Source organism: Halococcus qingdaonensis (genome assembly GCF_024508235.1).
Taxonomy (GTDB): Archaea; Halobacteriota; Halobacteria; order Halobacteriales; family Halococcaceae; genus Halococcus; species Halococcus qingdaonensis.
The window spans coordinates 198,252-216,956 of record NZ_CP101943.1; the positions used below are offsets into that span (position 1 = coordinate 198,252).

The 18,705-nt window shown below is 64.0% G+C and carries 15 protein-coding genes; 12 read left to right on the plus strand and 3 right to left on the minus strand.

The window, feature by feature from the left end:
• Positions 1–107: 107 nt before the first annotated feature.
• Positions 108–1,205, minus strand: a complete 1,098-nt coding sequence (locus tag NO363_RS01045) for a DUF2304 family protein (protein ID WP_256686211.1) — start codon at positions 1,203–1,205, stop codon at positions 108–110.
• Between the two features lie 152 nt (positions 1,206–1,357).
• Here NO363_RS01045 and NO363_RS01050 point away from each other — a divergent pair, with 152 nt between their 5' ends.
• The 5 genes from NO363_RS01050 (at position 1,358) to NO363_RS01070 (ending at position 7,440) form a co-directional block, all read left to right on the plus strand.
• On the plus strand, positions 1,358–2,236 hold the full coding sequence (locus tag NO363_RS01050; RefSeq protein ID WP_256686212.1) for a polysaccharide deacetylase family protein: 879 nt from the start codon (positions 1,358–1,360) through the stop codon (positions 2,234–2,236).
• Positions 2,237–2,240: 4 nt separating this feature from the next.
• Positions 2,241–3,275, plus strand: coding sequence for a lysylphosphatidylglycerol synthase transmembrane domain-containing protein (locus NO363_RS01055; RefSeq protein WP_256686213.1), 1,035 nt, complete (start codon positions 2,241–2,243; stop codon positions 3,273–3,275).
• A 39-nt stretch (positions 3,276–3,314) separates the two neighbouring features.
• The gene (locus NO363_RS01060; protein WP_256686214.1) at positions 3,315–4,859 is read left to right on the plus strand and encodes an alkaline phosphatase family protein; all 1,545 of its coding nucleotides are present in this window, start codon (positions 3,315–3,317) and stop codon (positions 4,857–4,859) included.
• 251 nt (positions 4,860–5,110) lie between these two features.
• Positions 5,111–6,406, plus strand: coding sequence for an RNA-guided endonuclease InsQ/TnpB family protein (locus NO363_RS01065; RefSeq protein WP_256686215.1), 1,296 nt, complete (start codon positions 5,111–5,113; stop codon positions 6,404–6,406).
• 164 nt (positions 6,407–6,570) lie between these two features.
• Positions 6,571–7,440, plus strand: coding sequence for a pre-peptidase (locus NO363_RS01070; protein ID WP_256686217.1), 870 nt, complete (start codon positions 6,571–6,573; stop codon positions 7,438–7,440).
• 94 nt (positions 7,441–7,534) lie between these two features.
• Here NO363_RS01070 and NO363_RS01075 read toward each other — a convergent pair whose 3' ends face one another.
• Positions 7,535–9,004 (minus strand): MDR family MFS transporter, encoded by a 1,470-nt coding sequence (locus tag NO363_RS01075; protein ID WP_256686219.1) that lies wholly within the window; start codon positions 9,002–9,004, stop codon positions 7,535–7,537.
• A gap of 185 nt (positions 9,005–9,189) precedes the next feature.
• Here NO363_RS01075 and NO363_RS01080 point away from each other — a divergent pair, with 185 nt between their 5' ends.
• The 4 genes from NO363_RS01080 to NO363_RS01095 all read left to right on the plus strand — a co-directional run bounded on the left by NO363_RS01080 (position 9,190) and on the right by NO363_RS01095 (position 14,351).
• Positions 9,190–9,702, plus strand: a complete 513-nt coding sequence (locus NO363_RS01080) for a macro domain-containing protein (RefSeq protein WP_256686220.1) — start codon at positions 9,190–9,192, stop codon at positions 9,700–9,702.
• 156 nt (positions 9,703–9,858) lie between these two features.
• On the plus strand, positions 9,859–11,046 hold the full coding sequence (locus NO363_RS01085) for a TAXI family TRAP transporter solute-binding subunit (RefSeq protein ID WP_256686222.1): 1,188 nt from the start codon (positions 9,859–9,861) through the stop codon (positions 11,044–11,046).
• A 63-nt stretch (positions 11,047–11,109) separates the two neighbouring features.
• Positions 11,110–11,616: a DUF1850 domain-containing protein gene (locus tag NO363_RS01090; RefSeq protein ID WP_256686224.1), complete on the plus strand. Its 507-nt coding sequence runs from the start codon at positions 11,110–11,112 to the stop codon at positions 11,614–11,616.
• On the plus strand, positions 11,613–14,351 hold the full coding sequence (locus tag NO363_RS01095) for a TRAP transporter permease (RefSeq protein WP_256686225.1): 2,739 nt from the start codon (positions 11,613–11,615) through the stop codon (positions 14,349–14,351). Before NO363_RS01090 ends, NO363_RS01095 begins: the two co-directional genes overlap by 4 nt.
• Here NO363_RS01095 and NO363_RS01100 read toward each other — a convergent pair.
• Positions 14,348–14,824 (minus strand): DUF7984 family protein, encoded by a 477-nt coding sequence (locus NO363_RS01100; protein ID WP_256686226.1) that lies wholly within the window; start codon positions 14,822–14,824, stop codon positions 14,348–14,350. The two genes, NO363_RS01095 and NO363_RS01100, sit on opposite strands and share 4 nt — an antisense overlap.
• 335 nt (positions 14,825–15,159) lie before the next feature.
• On the opposite strand from NO363_RS01100, the gene NO363_RS01105 reads away from it, so the two are divergent.
• The 3 genes from NO363_RS01105 (at position 15,160) to NO363_RS01115 (ending at position 18,574) form a co-directional block, all read left to right on the plus strand.
• On the plus strand, positions 15,160–17,070 hold the full coding sequence (locus tag NO363_RS01105; RefSeq protein ID WP_256686228.1) for a beta-CASP ribonuclease aCPSF1: 1,911 nt from the start codon (positions 15,160–15,162) through the stop codon (positions 17,068–17,070).
• A gap of 256 nt (positions 17,071–17,326) precedes the next feature.
• On the plus strand, positions 17,327–17,497 hold the full coding sequence (locus NO363_RS01110) for a hypothetical protein (RefSeq protein ID WP_256686230.1): 171 nt from the start codon (positions 17,327–17,329) through the stop codon (positions 17,495–17,497).
• A gap of 174 nt (positions 17,498–17,671) precedes the next feature.
• Entirely contained in the window at positions 17,672–18,574 is a 903-nt protein-coding gene (locus tag NO363_RS01115; RefSeq protein WP_256686231.1) for a DMT family transporter, read from the plus strand.
• The last annotated feature ends 131 nt before the right edge of the window (positions 18,575–18,705 follow it).

Here is an 18,705-nt window from a genome sequence, read left to right on the forward strand (position 1 = left end):
ACTGGTTTGTTGGTCGACAGCGCATTGGTGAAACGGTCATGGATCGTGGCTTCGTTCCATCGAGATTGCTATCAGACTGACGGCACAGTCGTCTCGGTCACGCTCGTTCACCTGATCCACGTGGTGAAGATGGTGCGAGCGAGGCCGAGTGCGTAGCCGAGTTTCGGCTTTTTCGTCGTTCCGGTTTCACGCTGCGCGATGGAGACCGGGATCTCTCGGATCCGCAGCCCGTTTTTGCGGGCTTCGATGATGAGTTCGGGCGCACTGAACCGCTCTTCGGTGAGTGTGAGGTCGTCGAGCTGTGCCCCGCGGATCGCGCGAAACCCGTTCGTACAGTCGGTGATGTTCGACTTGGTGATCACGTTGATCACCTTCGTGAACAGTCGGATTCCGGCTCGGCGAGCGACACCGTTCCCCGATTCGTCGACACCCGCATACCGTGAGCCGACCACGTAGTCGGCCGCATCGTCGGCGATCGGCGCGACGAGCGCGTCGAGCTGGTCGATCGGGTGTTGGCCATCGGCGTCGATCGTGACGACGATGTCGGCACCGCGCTGCTGGGCGAGTTCGAAGCCCGTCTTGAGTGCGCCGCCCTGTCCCTGATTGAGCGGATGCTCGACGGCAGTCGCCCCGGTCGATGCAACCCGGTCGACCGTTCCATCGGTCGATCCATCGGAGACGACGAGCGTTTCGACCGCGTAGCCGTGGACCGATTCCGGCAGTGAACTGACGACGTTTCGGATGCTTTCGGCCTCGTTGTAGGCGGGAATCACCACACAGACCGTTCGTTCCGTGCTGGTGTCGTTGCTGGCCGTCTCGGTGGCTCGCTCCACTGCGAGATCCCGTGTGAGTTCGGTGATCGACAGTTGGTTGCTCCGCACCTGAGCCAACAGATACAGGACGAGCAACACCAGCGCGCTGTTCGCGAGCAACGACACGATGAGCGACCGGCGTTCGACGTGAAACGCCGACGCGAGGGCACTGTACACGGCCGGAAACGCTCCGGCGGCGAACACGCCGAGCGAGAGGGCGATCGCGATCAGGAACTCCTGCCGCGAGAACGTGGTTCGGTAGCGCTCGAACCCCCAGAGGAAAATCACGACGGCGAGGCCGATGAGGAACGCGGTGAGCGTGCCACTGTCGAGCCCGAAGGCTTGCAACACGGGTCCGTTTGCAGTCTGCAGGCCTGCTTCCCACACCGGCATTGTTGCCTGTTCGGTCTCTCGACGACACGACTATTAGCGCTTGTGGCTGCAGCCCCGCTCTCCCGGTTGGTGGCTGCTGGCCGGACCCGCCGGTATCGACATTGACAAAGCACATGAGTTATCCCGACTGCTAAACCAGTATCGTCTGATCGATGACTCACTCGCCGGCCGTTCTCTCGGTCGATCTCGAATTCTTCACCCATCTTCCCGCCTATCGGAACGCACGCGGGCGGACCGACCGAGACGACATCGGTCTCGCTGCCGTCGACGATCTCCTCGCCGTCTTCGACGACTACGACGTATCGACGACGTTTTTCGTGGTTAGCGACATCGCCGAGCGCCATCCCGACTGTGTCGAACGGGTCGCCGCTGCTGGTCACGAGATCGCCTCACATACCCACCGCCATCGCCATCTCACGACGCTGGACGAGCGCGATCGTCGCGACGAAATCGATCGCTCTCGGACGCTCCTCGAAGACGTGACGGGAACGTCGGTCACGGGATTTCGTGCGCCGTCGTTCGATACTGCTGCGGACCACTTCTCGATGCTCGCGGCAGCCGGCTACGAGTACGACTCCAGCATCGTTCCGTGTCGGTCGATTCCGGGCTGGTACGGCGGCGACCACGATATCGACAGCCCCGTGCCGGCGACGCAGGTGCAGTCGGCCGCTCCCGACACGATCACCGAACTGCCGGTGAGTGCCTTCCCCGGGCTCCGCCTTCCGCTTACGGGTACCTGGCTCCGATTTTTCGGTCCCCGATATACGACCACTGGCATGCGACTGCTCGCCCGTCGTGGGATCCGTCCGGTTCTCTACGTCCATCCGTGGGAGTTCGCCGACCTTCCGGACGTGGCAGGCGTTCCGAACCGGGTGTACTGGCACACCGGTAGCTGGATGCGCCGCTCACTGCTCAGGATACTCGACGGTCCGTTCGAGTTCGTCACCGCACGGTCGGCCGTCGAGAGCGCGACCGAGAGCGATGACCCGGCCAGCAGTACCGCCAGCGACACTGTCGTTGGAGGGCGGTAGCGTGATGGATTCGAAACGTCGGGCATGGCTGTTCAGAGCTGCCCAGTATCTCCTCGGAGCGCTCACGCTCGCATGGGTGCTTGGACAGGTCGAGTGGGAACGCACGGTATCGCTGTTCGCTTCGGTCTCCATCGAAACGACCGTGGCGCTCATCGCCGTGAGCGGCGTTGGACTTCTCGTTGCGCTTGCCATGTGGCACGTGCTGCTCGACAGGATCGAAGACACACGCTTTCGGGCCGCCATCGATACCGGTCTCATCGTCCTCTTCGTCAACCATCTCCTGCCATCACGGCTGTCGGGGCGGGCCGTCGCCCCGTTCGTCGTCCACCACCGGACCGGCATGGCGTATCCGGGTGCCGTCGGCGTTTCGGGCGTTCACACCGGCCTGTATGCGATTCTGTACGGTCTCGTTGCATTCCTCGGTCTCGTACTCAGTGTGGGCCAACTGCCGCTGGGACTTGCGCTCGTTCTCGTGCTCTCGACCGCACTGTATGCCGCCGCCGGAACGGCCGTGTTGCTCGCCGGTATCAATCTCAGCGCCGTCGAGCGCATTGCGGGCGGGATCGAGCGCATCGCTCGCCGTGTTCCGGTCGTGGGCGATCGGCTCGCAGCACTTGCGAGAAAACTCCCCGAATTCTCGGCGGCATCGGCGGCTACCTTCCGTACGCTGCTGCGCGACCCCGTTGCGATCGTCTCCTACACGGCCGGGTTCGTGGTTGCACAGCTGATCGTCCCCGGCCTGCGAGTGTGGCTGATCTTCGAGAGTCTTGGCGTCAGTCTGGAGCCAGCGCTCTTCCTGCCGTTCTATCTCATCATGGCATACAGCGTCACGCTGTTACCGCTCACGCCGGGCGGCGTCGGCGTCACCGAGGCGACGGCGACGGCGGTGTTCATCGCCCTCGGCGTGCCGAGTACGGCGATCGTCACGGCGATTTTCGTCGATCGACTGCTCGGCTCCTATCTCCCAGCGCTCGTCGGCTGGTATCCCTCCCTCAAGATGGATCTCTCGAAACTCGTCGAGTCACCGAGTCAGGACTGAAACGAGAACCTATTTCCTCGTTGCAGTATCATGGCGGGCATGACACGGACGTTCGTCGTCGGTCTCGACGGTGCGGGCTGGCGATTGCTCGAACCGTGGATCGAGGCCGGTGAGCTCCCGAATCTCGCCGCGCTTCGGTCCGGCGGCGTGTGGGCCGAGAGTCGGAGCTGCCTCCCGCCCGTGACGTTCCCGAACTGGAAGTGTTACTCTTCCGGCAAAGATCCCGGCGGCTTCGGCGTGTTCTGGTTCGAAAACGTCGACCTCGCGAACGAACGCATCGAAACGACCGACAGCCGTGATTTCCACACTGCGGAGCTGTGGGACTACCTCAACGACGCCGGACGCTCGACGGGCGTCGTCAACATGCCGACGATGTACCCGCCGCGTGAACTCGACGGCGTCGTCGTCTCCGGCGGACCGAGCACCGTCGAGGGGGAGTATCGCTCGATCAGTTCGGGGTATACCTATCCCGAGGGACTCGATCAGCGGCTCACCGAGGAGTTCGATTACCGAGTCCATCCCGAACCGCTCCTCTCCTCGAACGAGGAACGCGGTGCGGAAGTCGACGCCATTCTCTCGGTGCTCGAAAGCCGCTTCGAAGTCGCACTGCGGCTGTTCGAGGAGCAGGAGCTCGATTTCATGCACGTGACGCTGTTTTACCTCAACGTCCTGCATCACTTCTTCTGGGACGACGAGCCAACCCTGCGGGCGTGGAAACTCGTCGACGAGTGGCTCGGACGACTGGACGACCTCGACGACACCAACCTCGTCGTTCTCTCGGATCATGGGAGCGCGCCGACGACGACGGAGTTCTATATCAACGAGTGGCTCGCCGAGAACGACTACCAGTCCCGCGAACGGACCATCGAGGACGTCCTCCGAACGGTCGGTCTCGATCGGGAGAACGTTCTGCGCGTCGCAAAACGCGTCGGTGCCGTCGACGTCCTGAAACGAACCGTTCCCGAACGGCTTCAACAGCTGGTCCCACAGCGAGCGGGCGTCAAGCGCGGACGGAAACTCGAAGCGATCGATCTCGATCGGACGAGCGCCGTCGCGAGTTCACAGGGTCCGATCTATCTCAACCCCGAGTTCGAGACCGACGCCCTCCGCGACGAACTCATCGAGACGCTCCGCTCGGTCTCGGACGAGGAGGGGCCACTGTTCACTGCAGTTCATCGCGGTGAGGACGTTTACTCCGGTCCATATCTCGACCTCGCACCCGAAATCGTCGTCGACCAGCGATCAGGCGTCCACGTCAACGATGGGGTCGGCGGTGGCTCGATCCACACCGATCCCGACCGCTGGGCAGCGGAGAACACACCACACGGCATCTTCATGGCCAACGGCCCCGATTTCGACACTCGCGGTGAGATCGACCGGATCAGTATCCTCGATATCGCACCGACGCTGTTGGTCACGAACGGAACTGCCGTTCCGGAGGACATGCGTGGTGACGTGCTGCCGATCTTCACTGAGGACCCCTCGTGGGACTCTCGTGAGCCGATACAGCTGGATCGGCACGACACGAAGCAACACTCCGAACAGGTCTCGGACCGACTCAAGCAGTTGGGGTATATGGAGTAGTCTCACCGACCAGCGTACTGGTCGGATCGAACGGGAGCGCCGTCGCCATTCGATGGAAACAGTGCCGTCTTATCCGGGTAACAGGCGCAAGACCCCTCCCTCAAGGAGCGCAGGGTCGTCCGATTTATCGGACGCACAAGCGAGTAGGGAGGGGATACGCGCCGTAAGCTTGGTTACATTCCCGGCGGTGGTTGCCGGGTCGGATATTCACCAGACCAAACACTTACTAGCGGACAGATACATGGTTATGTATGGCGAAAAAGGTCGTCACGCGCACCCAGCGCGCTCGCATCTGCAACCTCTCGCAGGTGCGTGACGACCTCGATTCGCTCGGGTTCGCCGCCAGCAAGCTCTGGAACGTGGCCCGCTGGACAGCGGGCCGCGTTTGGGATGCTTGCGGCCAAATTCCCGGTGCTGGCGACCTCAAATCGTACCTCAAAGGCAGTGGACGCTATGTGGATTTACACAGCCAATCCAGTCAGCGAGTTCTCGAAGAACTCGATGAGGCGTTCACCGGATGGTACGGCCACCGCGACAACGGGAACGAGAAAGCGAACCCGCCCGGCTACCGCAAACACAACGAACAACACCCACGCTCGACGGTCACGTTCAAGCAGAAAGGCTTCAAACACGACGCCGACAACGGCCGAATTCGCCTCTCGAAAGGACGAAATCTCAAAGAAAGCCGCTCTGACTTCGTACTCTGCGAGTACGATGTCATCGGTCCACGCGGAACAACCATCGAGAACGTCCAACAGGTGCGTGCCGTCTACGAACACGGCGTCTGGCGCTTGCATATCGTCTGTGACGTTGCAATCGAGGCCTCCGACACACCCGGCAACGGAGTTGCCGGGGTTGACCTCGGTATCTGCAACGTCGCTGCCGTCTCGTTCGGTGACGAATCCCTGTTGTATCCTGGTGGCGCGTTCAAGGAGGACGAATACTACTTCCTCAAGAAGCGGGCCAGATGTGATGAGAGTACGTCGCGCGAAGCGCGACGACTCGACCAACGGCGAACCGACCGCCGTACGCACTTCTTCCATACCCTCTCGAAAGACATCATCGAGGAATGTGTCGGGCGAGAGGTCGGGACGTTGATCGTCGGGGACCTCGGCGGCATCCGCGAAGATACTGAGACCGGCGAGGCCGTCAATTGGGGTACACACGGCAACCTCGATCTACACGGCTGGCCGTTCAACCGCTTGTGGAAGATGCTCAAGTACAAAGGCGAAATCAAAGGTATCGACGTGGTTCGCAAGAGCGAGCGGGACACGTCGAGGACGTGTGCCGTGTGCGGCCACGAAGATGAGAGTCAGCGCAAAGAGCGTGGGTTGTACGTTTGTGAGAAATGCGGAACCGTGGCGAATGCCGATTGTGGTGGCGCGGAGAATATCCGGCAGAGAGCAGAAGTACCTCCGAATCCGAGCGCTCCGCGCTCGGATAGGAGTAACGGCTGGTTGGCACAGCCAGTGGTTCGCCTGTTCGACCGTAGCGAGGGCCGTTTTGCCCCGCGAGAACAGGTCGCTCAAACGAACCGCGAACCCTAATATCCCAAACGCGGTCGGGAATCCCCGTCCTCAGCGAACCCCGAAGGGGTGAGCAGGGCGGGGAGGATGTCAATGCAAACCCTTCTGACTGCTTACTAGTGATGCAATTCACTGCATCCCGTCACGAGGTGGGGAGGGTACAGGCTTCCGATCCATCGCCCGCCGTGAAGACGTCACGCCGGCGATTCCTCACGGCGGGGGCAGCGGGGATCGCCGGACTCGGCACGCTCGGCAGCGCACGCGCGGCCCCCGACAGGCACACGCTCACCATCGACGGCTTCGGCCCGTCGACCACCTACTCGTTCACCGTCGGCGGCGATCTCGAAAAGAGCACGGCCGACGGCGCAACGATCGATCGCAGCGACCGGATCGTCGATCGGAGCGCCCACGGGGCGGTCGGCGACGGCAAAGACGCCTACACGTTCACCGGCGAGCTCTCCTCGTTCGACTTCGATGGTTCGGGCGAGATCAACGTCCTGCTCGATGGTGAGCCAGCGCACGTCGGGAACCGCCCCGATCACACGCTCGTCATCGACGGGTTCGGCACGACCACGCCCTACTCGTTCGTCATCGGGAAGGGGACTGCCAGCCAGAGCGACGCCTGCGATGCAAGCGTCAACGACAGCGACCGTACCACCGACTTCGGCACTGGCGGCGCGGTCCGGTCCGGAACGGACGCGTACGTCTACGACGGCTTCCTCCAGTCGTTCGACTTCGATCGGACCGGCGAGATCAACGTCACCATCGACGGGGAGGCCGCCCACGTCGGCCGGCGTCCCGATCGAACGCTGACGATCGCCGGCGATGGCGAGTACACCCCCTACGAGCTCTCGGTCAGCGGCTCGATCCGGGGGATAATCGAGATCGACGAGGAACAGGCTATCGTCGACAGCCCCACCGTCTCCGGTGCCGTGAGCGGCGACGGACGTGACACGTACACCTACGATGGCGACCTGACCGAACTCACGTACCCCGACGACTGCTCGCCCGTGATACACAGCAACGACGAGGTCGTCACCAGAACCGACTACTGAGAACGATATCGATCGTCCCCGAACTGCCCAAATACTACATTCGTTCCCTTCCTGTGTTTTTCGGGTGTATCAGTCGGCTGATCGCGACCACCGCTCAGTCCGTGGCGGGATCGGCCCGTTCGGTGTTCGCACCATCTCCGCTTTCCCCGCGTGGGAGCCCGAAGACGACCACGAGCGAAACGAGCCCGATGACAGCCGAAACGACGAACGCCGACGAGAGCCCGCTCGCCAGCGCGGCGGCCGCCCCCGCCGGCGGCGTGTTCGTCTCGAAGAGCACGCGCTGGAGGTCACCGAGCGTCGACACGCCGGGGACGGCCGCGAGCTGTCCGCGTGCGAGCGTCGTGATCACGAACCCGAGCACGGACACACCCATCGCGCCGCCGAGCTGGCGGAAGAACTGCTGGGAGGAGGTCGCGAGCCCCATCTGCTCGGCTCCGAGATGGTTCTGGATCACGGTGAGCAACGGTGGCGTCACCGTCCCCATGCCGACACCCATGACGAACGCGACGGCGACGATCACGACGAGCGACGTTGCGGGCGTCCAGAACGCGCCCGCGGCGAAACTCACCGCGATACAGGCCGTGCCGACGATCGAGAGCCGGCGTTCGCCGATGCGTTCGGTCATACGGCCCGCGAGTACACTCATGCCCGACCAGCCGATCGAGATCGGCACGACCGCGATCGCCGAGCTGTTCGCGCCGCCGTGAACACTCTGGACGAACAGCGGGATGTAGGTCAGCCCGGCGAAGACGACGAAGCTCGTGAGGAAACCGGCGGTGATGGTGGCGAGAAAGGTCCGATCGCCGAACAGCGCCAGTGGAATGATCGGTTCGCTGGCCCGGCGTTCGGCGAGATAGAAGCCGCCGAGCGAGGCGAGACCGATCACGACGGCGACGCCGGCAGCGAGCGGCTGAGTCGTGAGCAGTTCGAGGCCGATCAGGATCGTGCCGACGCCCACTGCGATGGCGAGTGCCCCTGCGTAGTCGATATCGCCCGTGGCTGCGCCCGTCGATTCGTCGAGCGTCGTCGCGATGAACGCGACCGCGATGATTCCGACGGGGACGTTCACGTAGAAGACCCAGCGCCAGCCGAGCGTCGAGACGATCGCGTAGCCGAGCGGTGGGCCGAGCACGCTCGCAACGCCCCAGACCGAGCCGCCGAGTCCGATGGCCCAGCCACGGCGCTCTGGCGGGTAGATCACGCCGAGAATGGTGTAGGGTAGCGCGAGCATCGCCCCACCGCCGATGCCCTGGATCGCACGAAAGGCGACGAGTTCGGCCATGCTGCCGGCCGCACCCGAGAGCACGCTACCGGCGACGAAGGCGGCGATGCCGACGTAGAAGAGCTTCTTCCGGCCGTAGGCGTCGGCCAGTCGGCCGAACAGCGGCATCGTCACCGCGGTGAACAGCATATACGAGGTGAACACCCATGGGTAGAGTTCGAGCCCGCCGAGCGCGGCGACAACCGTCGGCATCGCGGTCGTCACGACGGTGCCGTCGATCGCGGCGAGGAAGATCCCGACCAGTACGCCGATGGTCACGAACTGCCGTTCTCGCTCCTCCACGGACTAAGCCTCCCGAGGACTGCGGGATCCATCCGATCGAACGCTGCGTGTTCCGTGCATGGGGATGGTACTCGATTTGGCCTTTTAAATTCGGGGCCCCCAGCTTCCATCTTCCCGTCACTACTGCCGTCGGCCCCTGGGTGGAAGGGTGGAGGATTTTAGCCGCCGGCGGTCAGACAGTAGGTATGGAGTTCACCGTGGTACAGGGCGATATCGCCGCCCAGGAGGCCGATGCGCTCGTGAACGCCGCCGGCACGAGTCTGGAGATGGGATCGGGCGTTGCGGGGGCGCTCAGACGCGGTGCGGGCGAGGAGATCAACAAGGCGGCCGTCTCACAGGGACCCATCGATCTCGGTACCGTGGCCGTCACCGACGCCTACGACCTCGATGCCGAGTGGGTGCTCCACGCCGCCGCGATGCCACATTACGGGGACGGACAAGCCACCGCCGAGAGCATCCGTGCGGCGACGCGAAACAGCCTCGCACGTGCCGACGATCTGGGCTGTGAGTCGCTCGTGCTGCCGGCACTGGGCTGTGGCGTCGCCGGATTCGATCTCAGGGAGGGCGTCCGACTCATCTGCGAGGAACTCGCAGCGTACGATCCGGCTTCGTTGACCGACGTTCGACTCATCGGCTACAGCGACAGCGAGGTCGAAACCATCCGCGAAGTGGTGACCGACGTTCATGACGACGAGTAAATGTAGGAGCCGTACAGGTTCGACACGGACCTGACCATCGCTGAGGCGGGCATCATCGCTCCACGGCATCGATAGCGAAAAAATCGCGTCACGGCACGACTATCATGGACGATCGTCTCCGGTAGATTAATGCCGGCGGAGCCGCCTCGATAATGTATGGCAAAAAATGACTCTAGTGGGAACCTGAAGGGAGACACGACGGGCTCCTCCCGACGGACGTTCCTGCGAACGGCCGGCGCGCTCGGCGTCGTCGGTGCGACCGGGCTCGCAGGCTGTGCCGGTGGCGGCGGTGGCAACGGCTCCGGCGGCAACGGGACGAGCGGCGGGAGCGGTGGTGGCAACGGCTCCGGCGGGAACGGCTCCGGTGGTGGGGGCGGCTCCAACAACCTCGTCTGGGACGCCGGCGGCACCGGCGGGACCTACTACCCGCTCTCGAACGAGATCAAACAGATCGTCCAGTCGAACACCGACTTCAGCCTGCAGGTGCGTTCGACGGGTGCCTCCGTCGAGAACGTTGGCAGCCTCGCCGACGGGTCGGCCGACTTCGCGCTGATCCAGAACGACATCGCCTCGTTCGCGAAAAACGGCACGGGTATCGACGCCTTCCAGGACAACGCGATCAAGAACCTGCGCGGCGTCGCCACGCTCTACCCGGAGACGATCACCGTCGTCACGCCCGGCAGCAGCGACGTCGAAAAGATCGCCGACCTGAGCGGCAAGACGATCAACACCGGCGATCTCGGCAGCGGGACGCAGGTCGACGCGAAGACGATCCTCGAAGCAGTAGGTGTCTCCGATTTCACCGAACAGAACACCGACTTCTCGCAGGCCGCCGAACAGATCCAGAACGGCGACATCGACGCCTCGTTCGTCGTCGGCGGCTGGCCGGTCGGCGCGATCTCGGAGCTCGCCGAGACGAGTTCGATCGGCATCGTCGCCATCGACGGCGACGAGCGCAAGCAGGTCAAACAGGCCGCGGACTTCTTCGCCAACGACGAGATTCCGGGCGGCACCTACCAGGGCGTCAGCGACGCCAAACCCACCGTCGCCGTCCAGGCGATGATCGCCACGACGACGCAGGTGCCCGAGGAGACGGTCCAGAACGTGACGGCCGCGATCTTCGACAACGTCTCCGATCTCACGATCAAGACGGACTCCATCAGCGCCGACTCCGCCCAGGACGGGATGTCGATCGATCTCCATCCCGGTGCGGCGGCGTACTTCGACTCGGCGGGCGGTGGCTCCGGCACCGCGAGCGGTGGGACGACGATGGATGGCGGTACCGACGAGGGGATGGGAACGGAGGCCGGAACCGCGATGGGCAACGACACCACCTCGTCCTAACGCGGTGGCCGACCACGCGTTTCGAACCGTCCGTCGAACACCGACGACCGAACAGCATTACCGATGACCGACCGACAGCGACGGACCGTTCGTCTGTTACTCGTGGTAGTAGCCATCGGGCTGGCGGTCACTGCCGTCGCCGCGGCGACGCCGGCCGGGCGTACGCTCGTCGTCAACGATGCAAGCAGTGGCGAGAAACTGCTCGCAACCCCCGTCTCGAACGGGACGCCGGTCGTCCTCAGCTACAATCACAGCGTCGAGAAGACGCCCGTCCACGACATCTACGTCGTCCGGAACGACTCGCTCGTGATGACGGGCATGGAGTTTCAGTCCTATGGCTGGGGGTTACCGGCGCGCGCGAACGTCACCCGCGAGAACGGTTCGTTCACCTTCGATCCGCAGGGACGCTACGAGGAACTGTACGTGAAACCGGGTCGGACCGCCGGCCACCGGCTTCGGGTGGGCAACACCAGCTATGATCTCGTTGCACGGTCGGATGCCGAGGGTGTCCGCCTCCACCTCACCGAACGATCGGTCCTGCAGAACACACTCGATACTCTTGATTCATGAGCACTGATACAGCAACCGACGAGACAGGCGTCACAGGTGACGCTGCCGAAGACGCCGACGAACTGATCGACGAACTCGAACGCCGGCGCTCGCTGCGTGGGCTGGCGGGGATGGCCGTCATCGTCGTCGCAGTCGCGTTCTCGGCGTACCAGCTCTGGCTCGCCGCCCGCGGGTTCACGTTCACGTTCTCGCTCCCGCTGTATGGCGAGATCAACCTCGGCTCGCTCCAGTCGCTGCAGGTCAACAGCATCCACGTCACGTTTGGCCTGTTGCTCACCTTCCTGCTCTTTCCGGCGACGCAGGGCGATGGCTTTCTCTCGCGGCGGCTGGCACGGCTCGTCCCGATACTCGAAACGCGGCTGGGCGAGACGAACCCGGTTACTCGCGGGGCGCGCGGCGTTCGTGGCGTGATCCGCTGGCTCCTGCTCGATCCCGACCGCGAACGCGTCACGCCCGTCGATATTCTCTTGATCGCCGTCTCGATCCTCACCACACTCTACATCCTGCTCGATTTCGACGAGGTCCAGCTGCTCCGCTCGCTCGGGCTTGACTCCGGGCAGACGATCGCCGAACTGGTGCCAGCACTGTCGACACCCGTCGGCGCGCTCTCCGCGATTGGGATCCCTCTCGACGAGACCTCGGCCGCGTTCGTTCTCGGGGCGCTCGGCGTGTTGCTCGTGCTCGAAGCGACCCGGCGGACGCTCGGCTTCTATCTCATGTCGATCGTCGGGCTGTTCATCGTCTACGCGCGCTTTGGCTACCTGATCCCGGGTGACGCACCGATCGTCGGCGTACTCGGACAGATCCCGCAGAGTCCGTGGTCGACCGTCATCCAGAACCTCTGGTACAACACCGCCAACGGCGTCTTCGGCGTTCCGGTTCGGGTGAGCGTCCAGTTCATCTATATCTTCATCCTCTTCGGGGCCTTCCTCGAGATGAGCGGTGCGGGCAAGTGGTTCATCGATCTCGCCTACTCGGTCACGGGCCGACGCAAGGGCGGGCCGGCGAAGGCGTCGATCCTCGCTTCGGGGTTCATGGGGATGATCTCGGGTTCGTCGATCGCGAACACCGTCACCACCGGCGCGTTCACGATCCCGCTGATGAAGAAGACGGGCTACCGGGCCGAGTTCTCCGGTGCGGTCGAAGCCTCCGCTTCCTCGGGCGGGCAGATCCTCCCGCCCGTGATGGGTGCGGCGGCGTTCCTCATCGTCGAGTACACCCAGACGCCGTTCGCGAACGTCATCGTCGCGGCGGCGATCCCCGCGATCGTCTTCTTCTTCGGCGTCTGGGTGATGGTCCATCTCGAAGCCTCGCGGGCGGGGATCGGCGGCGTCGATGCGTCCGATCTCGTCGGGCTTCGCTCGCATCTGCGACAGGGCTGGTTCTATCTCGTACCGCTCGTGCTCTTGCTCTACTACCTTCTCGTCGCACGGCTGACGGTCGCGCGCTCGGCGTGGTATACGATCCTGGCGATCACCGCGCTCATCGCGTTCGTCGCGGCCTACAACAAGCGCACGCGCTGGCCGCTGGTCGGCGTCATCGGCGGGCTCGCGATCGCGGAATTCCTCGCCCATCTCGTTGCCGGTGTCGGTGTCATCGCTGCGCTCACCGGTGCGGGCGGTGCGGGGATGGCTCCCGGCGCGGCCGCAGCGGCTATCGCGGGCAAGATGGGCTGGCTCGTCATCGCCGTGAGTTTCCTCACGCTGCTCGCGCGCTCACACGGTGACGCGCCGCTGATCGACTACGACGATCAGGTCGACGACGCCATCGACACCGTGACGAGCGCGGTTGGTCGCCCACAGTTCGGCAACAACCGGGCGGTCGGATTTCTCACGTTCCTCGAAAAGGCGATGGAGTCCGGTGCGCGCACCGCCACCCCCGTGGTGATCGCGGTCGCCGCCGCCGGTATCATCCCCGGCGTCATCAGTACCACGGGGCTGGGACCGAACCTGACGACGCTGATCCTCAGCGTCGCGGGCGATTCGCTCGTCCTCCTGCTGGTGATCACCGCGATCTCCTCGATCATCCTCGGGATGGGGATGCCGACGACCGTCACCTACATCATCCTCGTCTCGCTGCTCGGCCCGGCCATCTCCAACTTCGAGGTGCCGCTGCTGGCCGCCCACCTGTTCATCCTCTACTTCGGTGTGATCGCCGACATCACGCCACCGGTGGCGGTCGCGGCGTATGCGGCCTCCGGCGTGGCGAAATCCGACCCGTTTCAGACGGGTATCGAGGCATTCTCGCTGTCGCTCAACAAGGCGATCGTGCCGTTCGCGTTCGTGCTGGTGCCGGGCGTCGTGTTGCTGCGGCGGATCCCGGGCGTGCCGGCCGACGCCGATCAGGTCTACCGCGTCATCGGGGTCAGTGACGTACTCGACGTCGGCTACTTCGTTCCTGAAGTACTGATCCCGATCGTGGGCGTGTTCCTCGGCGTGGTCGCGCTCGGGGCGACGGTCATCGGCTTCCTCTACAGCGAGGTGTCGTGGGCCGAGCGGGCCGCGTTCGCGCTCACGGCGCTCCTGTTGATGGCCCCCGGACTGCTGTTCAACAGCGCCGAGAGCATCCTCGCGGCGCTCGGCATGGCCGTCTCGTTCGACGCGCTCACCTTCGATCTCGCGTTGCGCGCCATCGGCGGCGTGCTGTTCGCCGCGCTCGCGCTCACCAATCGCCGGCAGATGAAGCCGGAGGCCGAGCGCGCGGAGCAAGGCGACGATGCGGCAGCTGAGGCCTAGTCGACCGCGAACGGGCTTTCGCTTCGTTTCCACTCCCAGCCGGGGAGCCGCGTCTGAAACCCTGCCGCAAGCGCCGCGAGCGCGTCGTCGGCACCCGCCGGTCCCTCGATGTGAGTGTGAATATCCGTGTAGTGGAAGGTCGCCTCGCCGAGCAGTCTGAGCGGTTGCTGACCGGCGATCGTCCCGGCGAGCTCGCGGCCGAGCAGTTCGTCGACGACGAACCCTGGATAGTCGCCCTCGACGTCGAGCTCTTCGAGCAGCGCGAGCAGCGCGGCGACGTTGACCGCGCGATCACCGTCGGCGAAGACGGTGTCGGCCTCGTCGCGGTAGGCCTCGACGGTGACGCTCGCGACGTCGGTGTCGAAGGCGTCGCCGAGATCGGCGCGCACGTCGTTGATGAGTGCAACGACCGTTGGGGCGCGGTCGACGGTGTGCTCGTGGGCGGCGGCGACGGTGTCGGTAGTGACTCGCATGTGTCGCCGGAGGGGCCGGGGATACCAAAACTGTCGGCCGCCAATGCCCCATCCTCAAGCGCGAGCCGTCAGGCGAGCGGTAGGATGGGGAGGATGTCACGGTTTTGCGAAAGGTTTTATAATCGCCGTCCTATACCTCCGAATACACGCGGGTTTTCCGGACTCTCAGCACCGAACGCGGGGTCCGAACCCGAACCCGCCCGCTGGGTCGAAGACCTCCAGAGCGTACCGCATAGGCTACGCGTCGTGTTCGCGACGGCGAGCGACGAGATCCGATCGCCGGTGGCGATCGGGGGTGACCCGGACGGGCGAAATCTCATGGACTGAGTTCCAGTATGAGCACGGTAGACAAGCAACTCGACGAGATAACGTCGACGATAACGGACGAACTGCCAAACGACATCTCGGTTTCGGACGTCACCTACGAAGGGCCGGAGCTGGTCATCTACACGCGTGACCCGAAGAAGTTCGCGCGCAACGGCGACCTGATCCGGACCCTCGCGGGCAAACTCAGAAAGCGCATCACGGTGCGCCCCGAGCCCGACGCGCTCACGCCGCCCGAGAGCGCCCGCGAGACGGTGCGGTCGGTGATCCCCGACGATGCCGACGTCTCGAACGTCGATTTCCACGAGGACACCGGCGAAGTCGTCATCGAGGCCGCGAAACCGGGCATGGTGATCGGCCGCCACGGCTCGACTCTCCGGGAGATCACCCAGGAGGTCGGCTGGACGCCCGAGGTCGTCAGAACGCCGCCGATCGAGTCCTCGACGGTCTCAAATGTCAGAAACTTCCTCAAACAGGAACGCGAGGAGCGCCGTGACATCCTCGAACGGGTCGGCCGCCAGATCCACCGCGAGGAGATGTCCGATGGCGAGTGGGTGCGCATCACGACGCTCGGCTGCTGTCGCGAAGTGGGCCGAGCGAGCTTCATCCTCTCGACGCCGGAGACGCGCATCCTCATCGACTGTGGCGACAAACCCGGCTCCGACGACGCGCCCTACCTCCAGGTGCCGGAAGCGAACCCACTCAACTCGATCGACGCCGTCGTCCTCACGCACGCCCACCTCGATCACTCGGCGCTGATCCCGCTGCTGTTCAAATACGGCTACGACGGCCCGATCTACACGACCGAGCCGACGCGCGATCTGATGGGGCTGCTCCAGCTGGACTACCTGGACGTCGCGGCGAAAGAAGGCCGCAGCCCACCCTACGACAGCGCGATGGTGCGCGAGGCGGTCAAACACACGATCCCCATCGAGTACGGCGACGTGACCGACATCGCGCCCGACGTCAAACTGACGATGCACAACGCGGGTCACATCCTCGGGAGCGCGGTCTCGCACTTCCACATCGGCGAGGGCCACTACAACGTCGCCTTCTCCGGCGACATCCACTACGACGATACCCGGCTGTTCAACGGTGCGGTCAACGACTTCCCGCGCGTCGAGACGCTCGTGATGGAGTCGACCTACGGCGGGCGCAACGACTACAAGACCGACCAGGCCGATTCCGAGGAACGCCTCGTCGAGATCATCAACGAGACCGCCGATCGCGGCGGCAAGGTCCTGGTGCCCTCCTTCGCGGTCGGGCGCTCCCAGGAGATCATGCTCGTGCTCGAAGAGGCGATGCGCAACGGGAAGATCCCGGAGATGCCGGTCCACCTCGACGGGATGATCTGGGAGGCGACGGCGATCCACTCGACCTACCCCGAATATCTCCGTGACGACCTCCGCGATCGCATCTTCCACGACGACGAGAACCCCTTCCTCGCGCCGCAGTTCAACCACATCGACGAGGGTGAGGACGAACGCGAGGAGGTCGCCGCCGGCGATCCCGCGATCATCCTCTCGACGTCGGGGATGGTCACCGGTGGCCCGATCATGTCCTGGCTCGAACATCTGGGAACCGATTCCGACAGCACGATGACCTTCGTCGGCTATCAGGCACAGGGGACGCTCGGCCGCCGCATTCAGAACGGGTGGGACGAGATCCCGATGAACGGCGGGCGCGGGCGCTCGGGCACGCTGAACCTCGAACTCGAAGTCGAAACCGTCGACGGGTTCTCGGGCCACGCCGACCGACAGGGTCTAGAGAACTTCGTCAAGACGATGAACCCGCGCCCGGAGAAGGTGCTCTGCGTCCACGGCGACGAACAGAGCGTTCAGGACTTCTCCTCGGCGCTCTATCACAACTACAACATGCGGACGTTCGCGCCGAAGAACCTCGAAACGTTCCGATTCAAGTAGCGAGCATAGCGACCCTGCACGGGGCGGCGTGTGCTGACTGTCTTGACTGTCGTTTGGCGCGACACAGCGTCCTTCCAGACTCAGTTCTGTCGGCGAAACGACTAACACGGAGCGACAGCGTATCTTCACATGGGTGTCGAGAGTGTACACACCACACGGATCGACTGGCAACGGCCGGCCGACCGTCTCCGACAGTGACGGGGCAAAACGCATCGGATCGCTCGAGCATCATCTCTGTGGCGCTGGCGGCTTGCTGGTGGCCATCGTACTCACGGTACTGTTCTACCCGCTGTTGGTCTCGCTCGCACTCGGACTCGAGATGCTTGCCACGACGGCGCTCGTTTCGGCGGTCGTTCTCGTCTGGTGTCTCGCGTGGATCGGTCTCGAACTGCTCTGGGAATGGCAGACGGAGCGCGATTCAACATAACTACTGCTTGATTCTGTTGCCCAGCGTGCCACGAACGAGGCAGCGAATCGCCTTGCGTACGGGTGGACGTGTTCCAGTGAAATGCGCCGCTCGCTGCGTCACGACTCGGTTCGACATCGTTATTGATCGTAAATCGATCACAAAAGCTATCCAGGGATCGATACAGTCTCTGCCATGGATACTGTTGTTGTGGGGCTTGCTCTTCTGACTGCAACGAGTTGGGGCATCTCGGATCCGCTCTCGAAGGCAGGCATGGAGCGGGGTGGAACGCCACTATTGGCATCGATCGTCGTCGTCTCGGTGAGCGTGATCGGCTACTGGCTCTCGCTCGTCATCAGAGGGTTCGATCTCTTCGCGCTCCCGCTCTGGGTGGTGGGTGCGTTTTTCGGGATCGGGCTCGTCTCGACCGGGCTCGCTCGCCTGCTGAACTACGTCGGCGTCGAGCGCGCCGGGGCCAGCGTCAACAGCGCGACGGTCAACACGCGTCCGCTGTGGGCGACGATCCTCGCGATCGTCTTTCTCGGTGAATCGATCACGGCCCAGGGAGTAGTGGGCATTCTCTGTGTCGTGAGCGGGCTGGGACTCGTCGCGTTCTCGGGTGGCGGTGACATCACCGGCTGGAACAAACGTGATCTGCTCTTCCCGCTCGGGGCGGCGCTGACGTTCGCGTTCGGCAACGTCGCCCGCCGATTTCTGTTCACCAACACGGCTGCGACACCGCTGGATGCGGTCGCACTCAACGAACTCGCCGGTCTCGTCGGACTGCTATCCTTCATCCTCTACTCGCAACGTGGGCAGCTGCGCTCGTTTTTCCGGATTCCGCGTGAGGCGTACGCGTATTTCGTCGGCTGTGGCGTCTTCAGCGCGCTCGCGCTGTTCGGGCTGTTCGCTGCCTTGGAACGGGGCCAGGTAACCGTCGTCGACCCGCTTTCGAGTCCGACCTCCCTGTTCGCGATCCTCGTGACGGCTCTGTTCTTCCGCCAGGTCGAATCGATCACACGACGGCTGCTCGTCGGGGCAGTTCTGGTGATATCGGGTGTCGTGCTCATCACCGGACCACGGTTCCTGACGCTGTGATCCAGCCGGAAGACGAGAAACAGCCATCGAGTCGACGGTAATCGATAGCGGACTGGAGGGGCCGGAGGTCGTCCGGCTGTCGCTCGCACCGGACGTGCCGGACGACGTTCGCGAGCGTGTCGATTCGCTGG

Bases quoted from the DNA above. Each gene is read 5' to 3' on its own strand.
- NO363_RS01090 (WP_256686224.1), top strand. From the start codon at position 11,110: ATGACCGACCGACAGCGACGGACCGTTCGTCTGTTACTCGTGGTAGTA.
- NO363_RS01065 (WP_256686215.1), top strand. From the start codon at position 5,111: ATGGCGAAAAAGGTCGTCACGCGCACCCAGCGCGCTCGCATCTGCAAC.
- NO363_RS01045 (WP_256686211.1), bottom strand. From the start codon at position 1,205: ATGCCGGTGTGGGAAGCAGGCCTGCAGACTGCAAACGGACCCGTGTTG.
- NO363_RS01105 (WP_256686228.1), top strand. From the start codon at position 15,160: ATGAGCACGGTAGACAAGCAACTCGACGAGATAACGTCGACGATAACG.
- NO363_RS01095 (WP_256686225.1), top strand. From the start codon at position 11,613: ATGAGCACTGATACAGCAACCGACGAGACAGGCGTCACAGGTGACGCT.
- NO363_RS01055 (WP_256686213.1), top strand. From the start codon at position 2,241: ATGGATTCGAAACGTCGGGCATGGCTGTTCAGAGCTGCCCAGTATCTC.
- NO363_RS01115 (WP_256686231.1), top strand. From the start codon at position 17,672: ATGGATACTGTTGTTGTGGGGCTTGCTCTTCTGACTGCAACGAGTTGG.
- NO363_RS01060 (WP_256686214.1), top strand. From the start codon at position 3,315: ATGACACGGACGTTCGTCGTCGGTCTCGACGGTGCGGGCTGGCGATTG.
- NO363_RS01080 (WP_256686220.1), top strand. From the start codon at position 9,190: ATGGAGTTCACCGTGGTACAGGGCGATATCGCCGCCCAGGAGGCCGAT.
- NO363_RS01100 (WP_256686226.1), bottom strand. From the start codon at position 14,824: ATGCGAGTCACTACCGACACCGTCGCCGCCGCCCACGAGCACACCGTC.
- NO363_RS01050 (WP_256686212.1), top strand. From the start codon at position 1,358: ATGACTCACTCGCCGGCCGTTCTCTCGGTCGATCTCGAATTCTTCACC.
- NO363_RS01085 (WP_256686222.1), top strand. From the start codon at position 9,859: ATGGCAAAAAATGACTCTAGTGGGAACCTGAAGGGAGACACGACGGGC.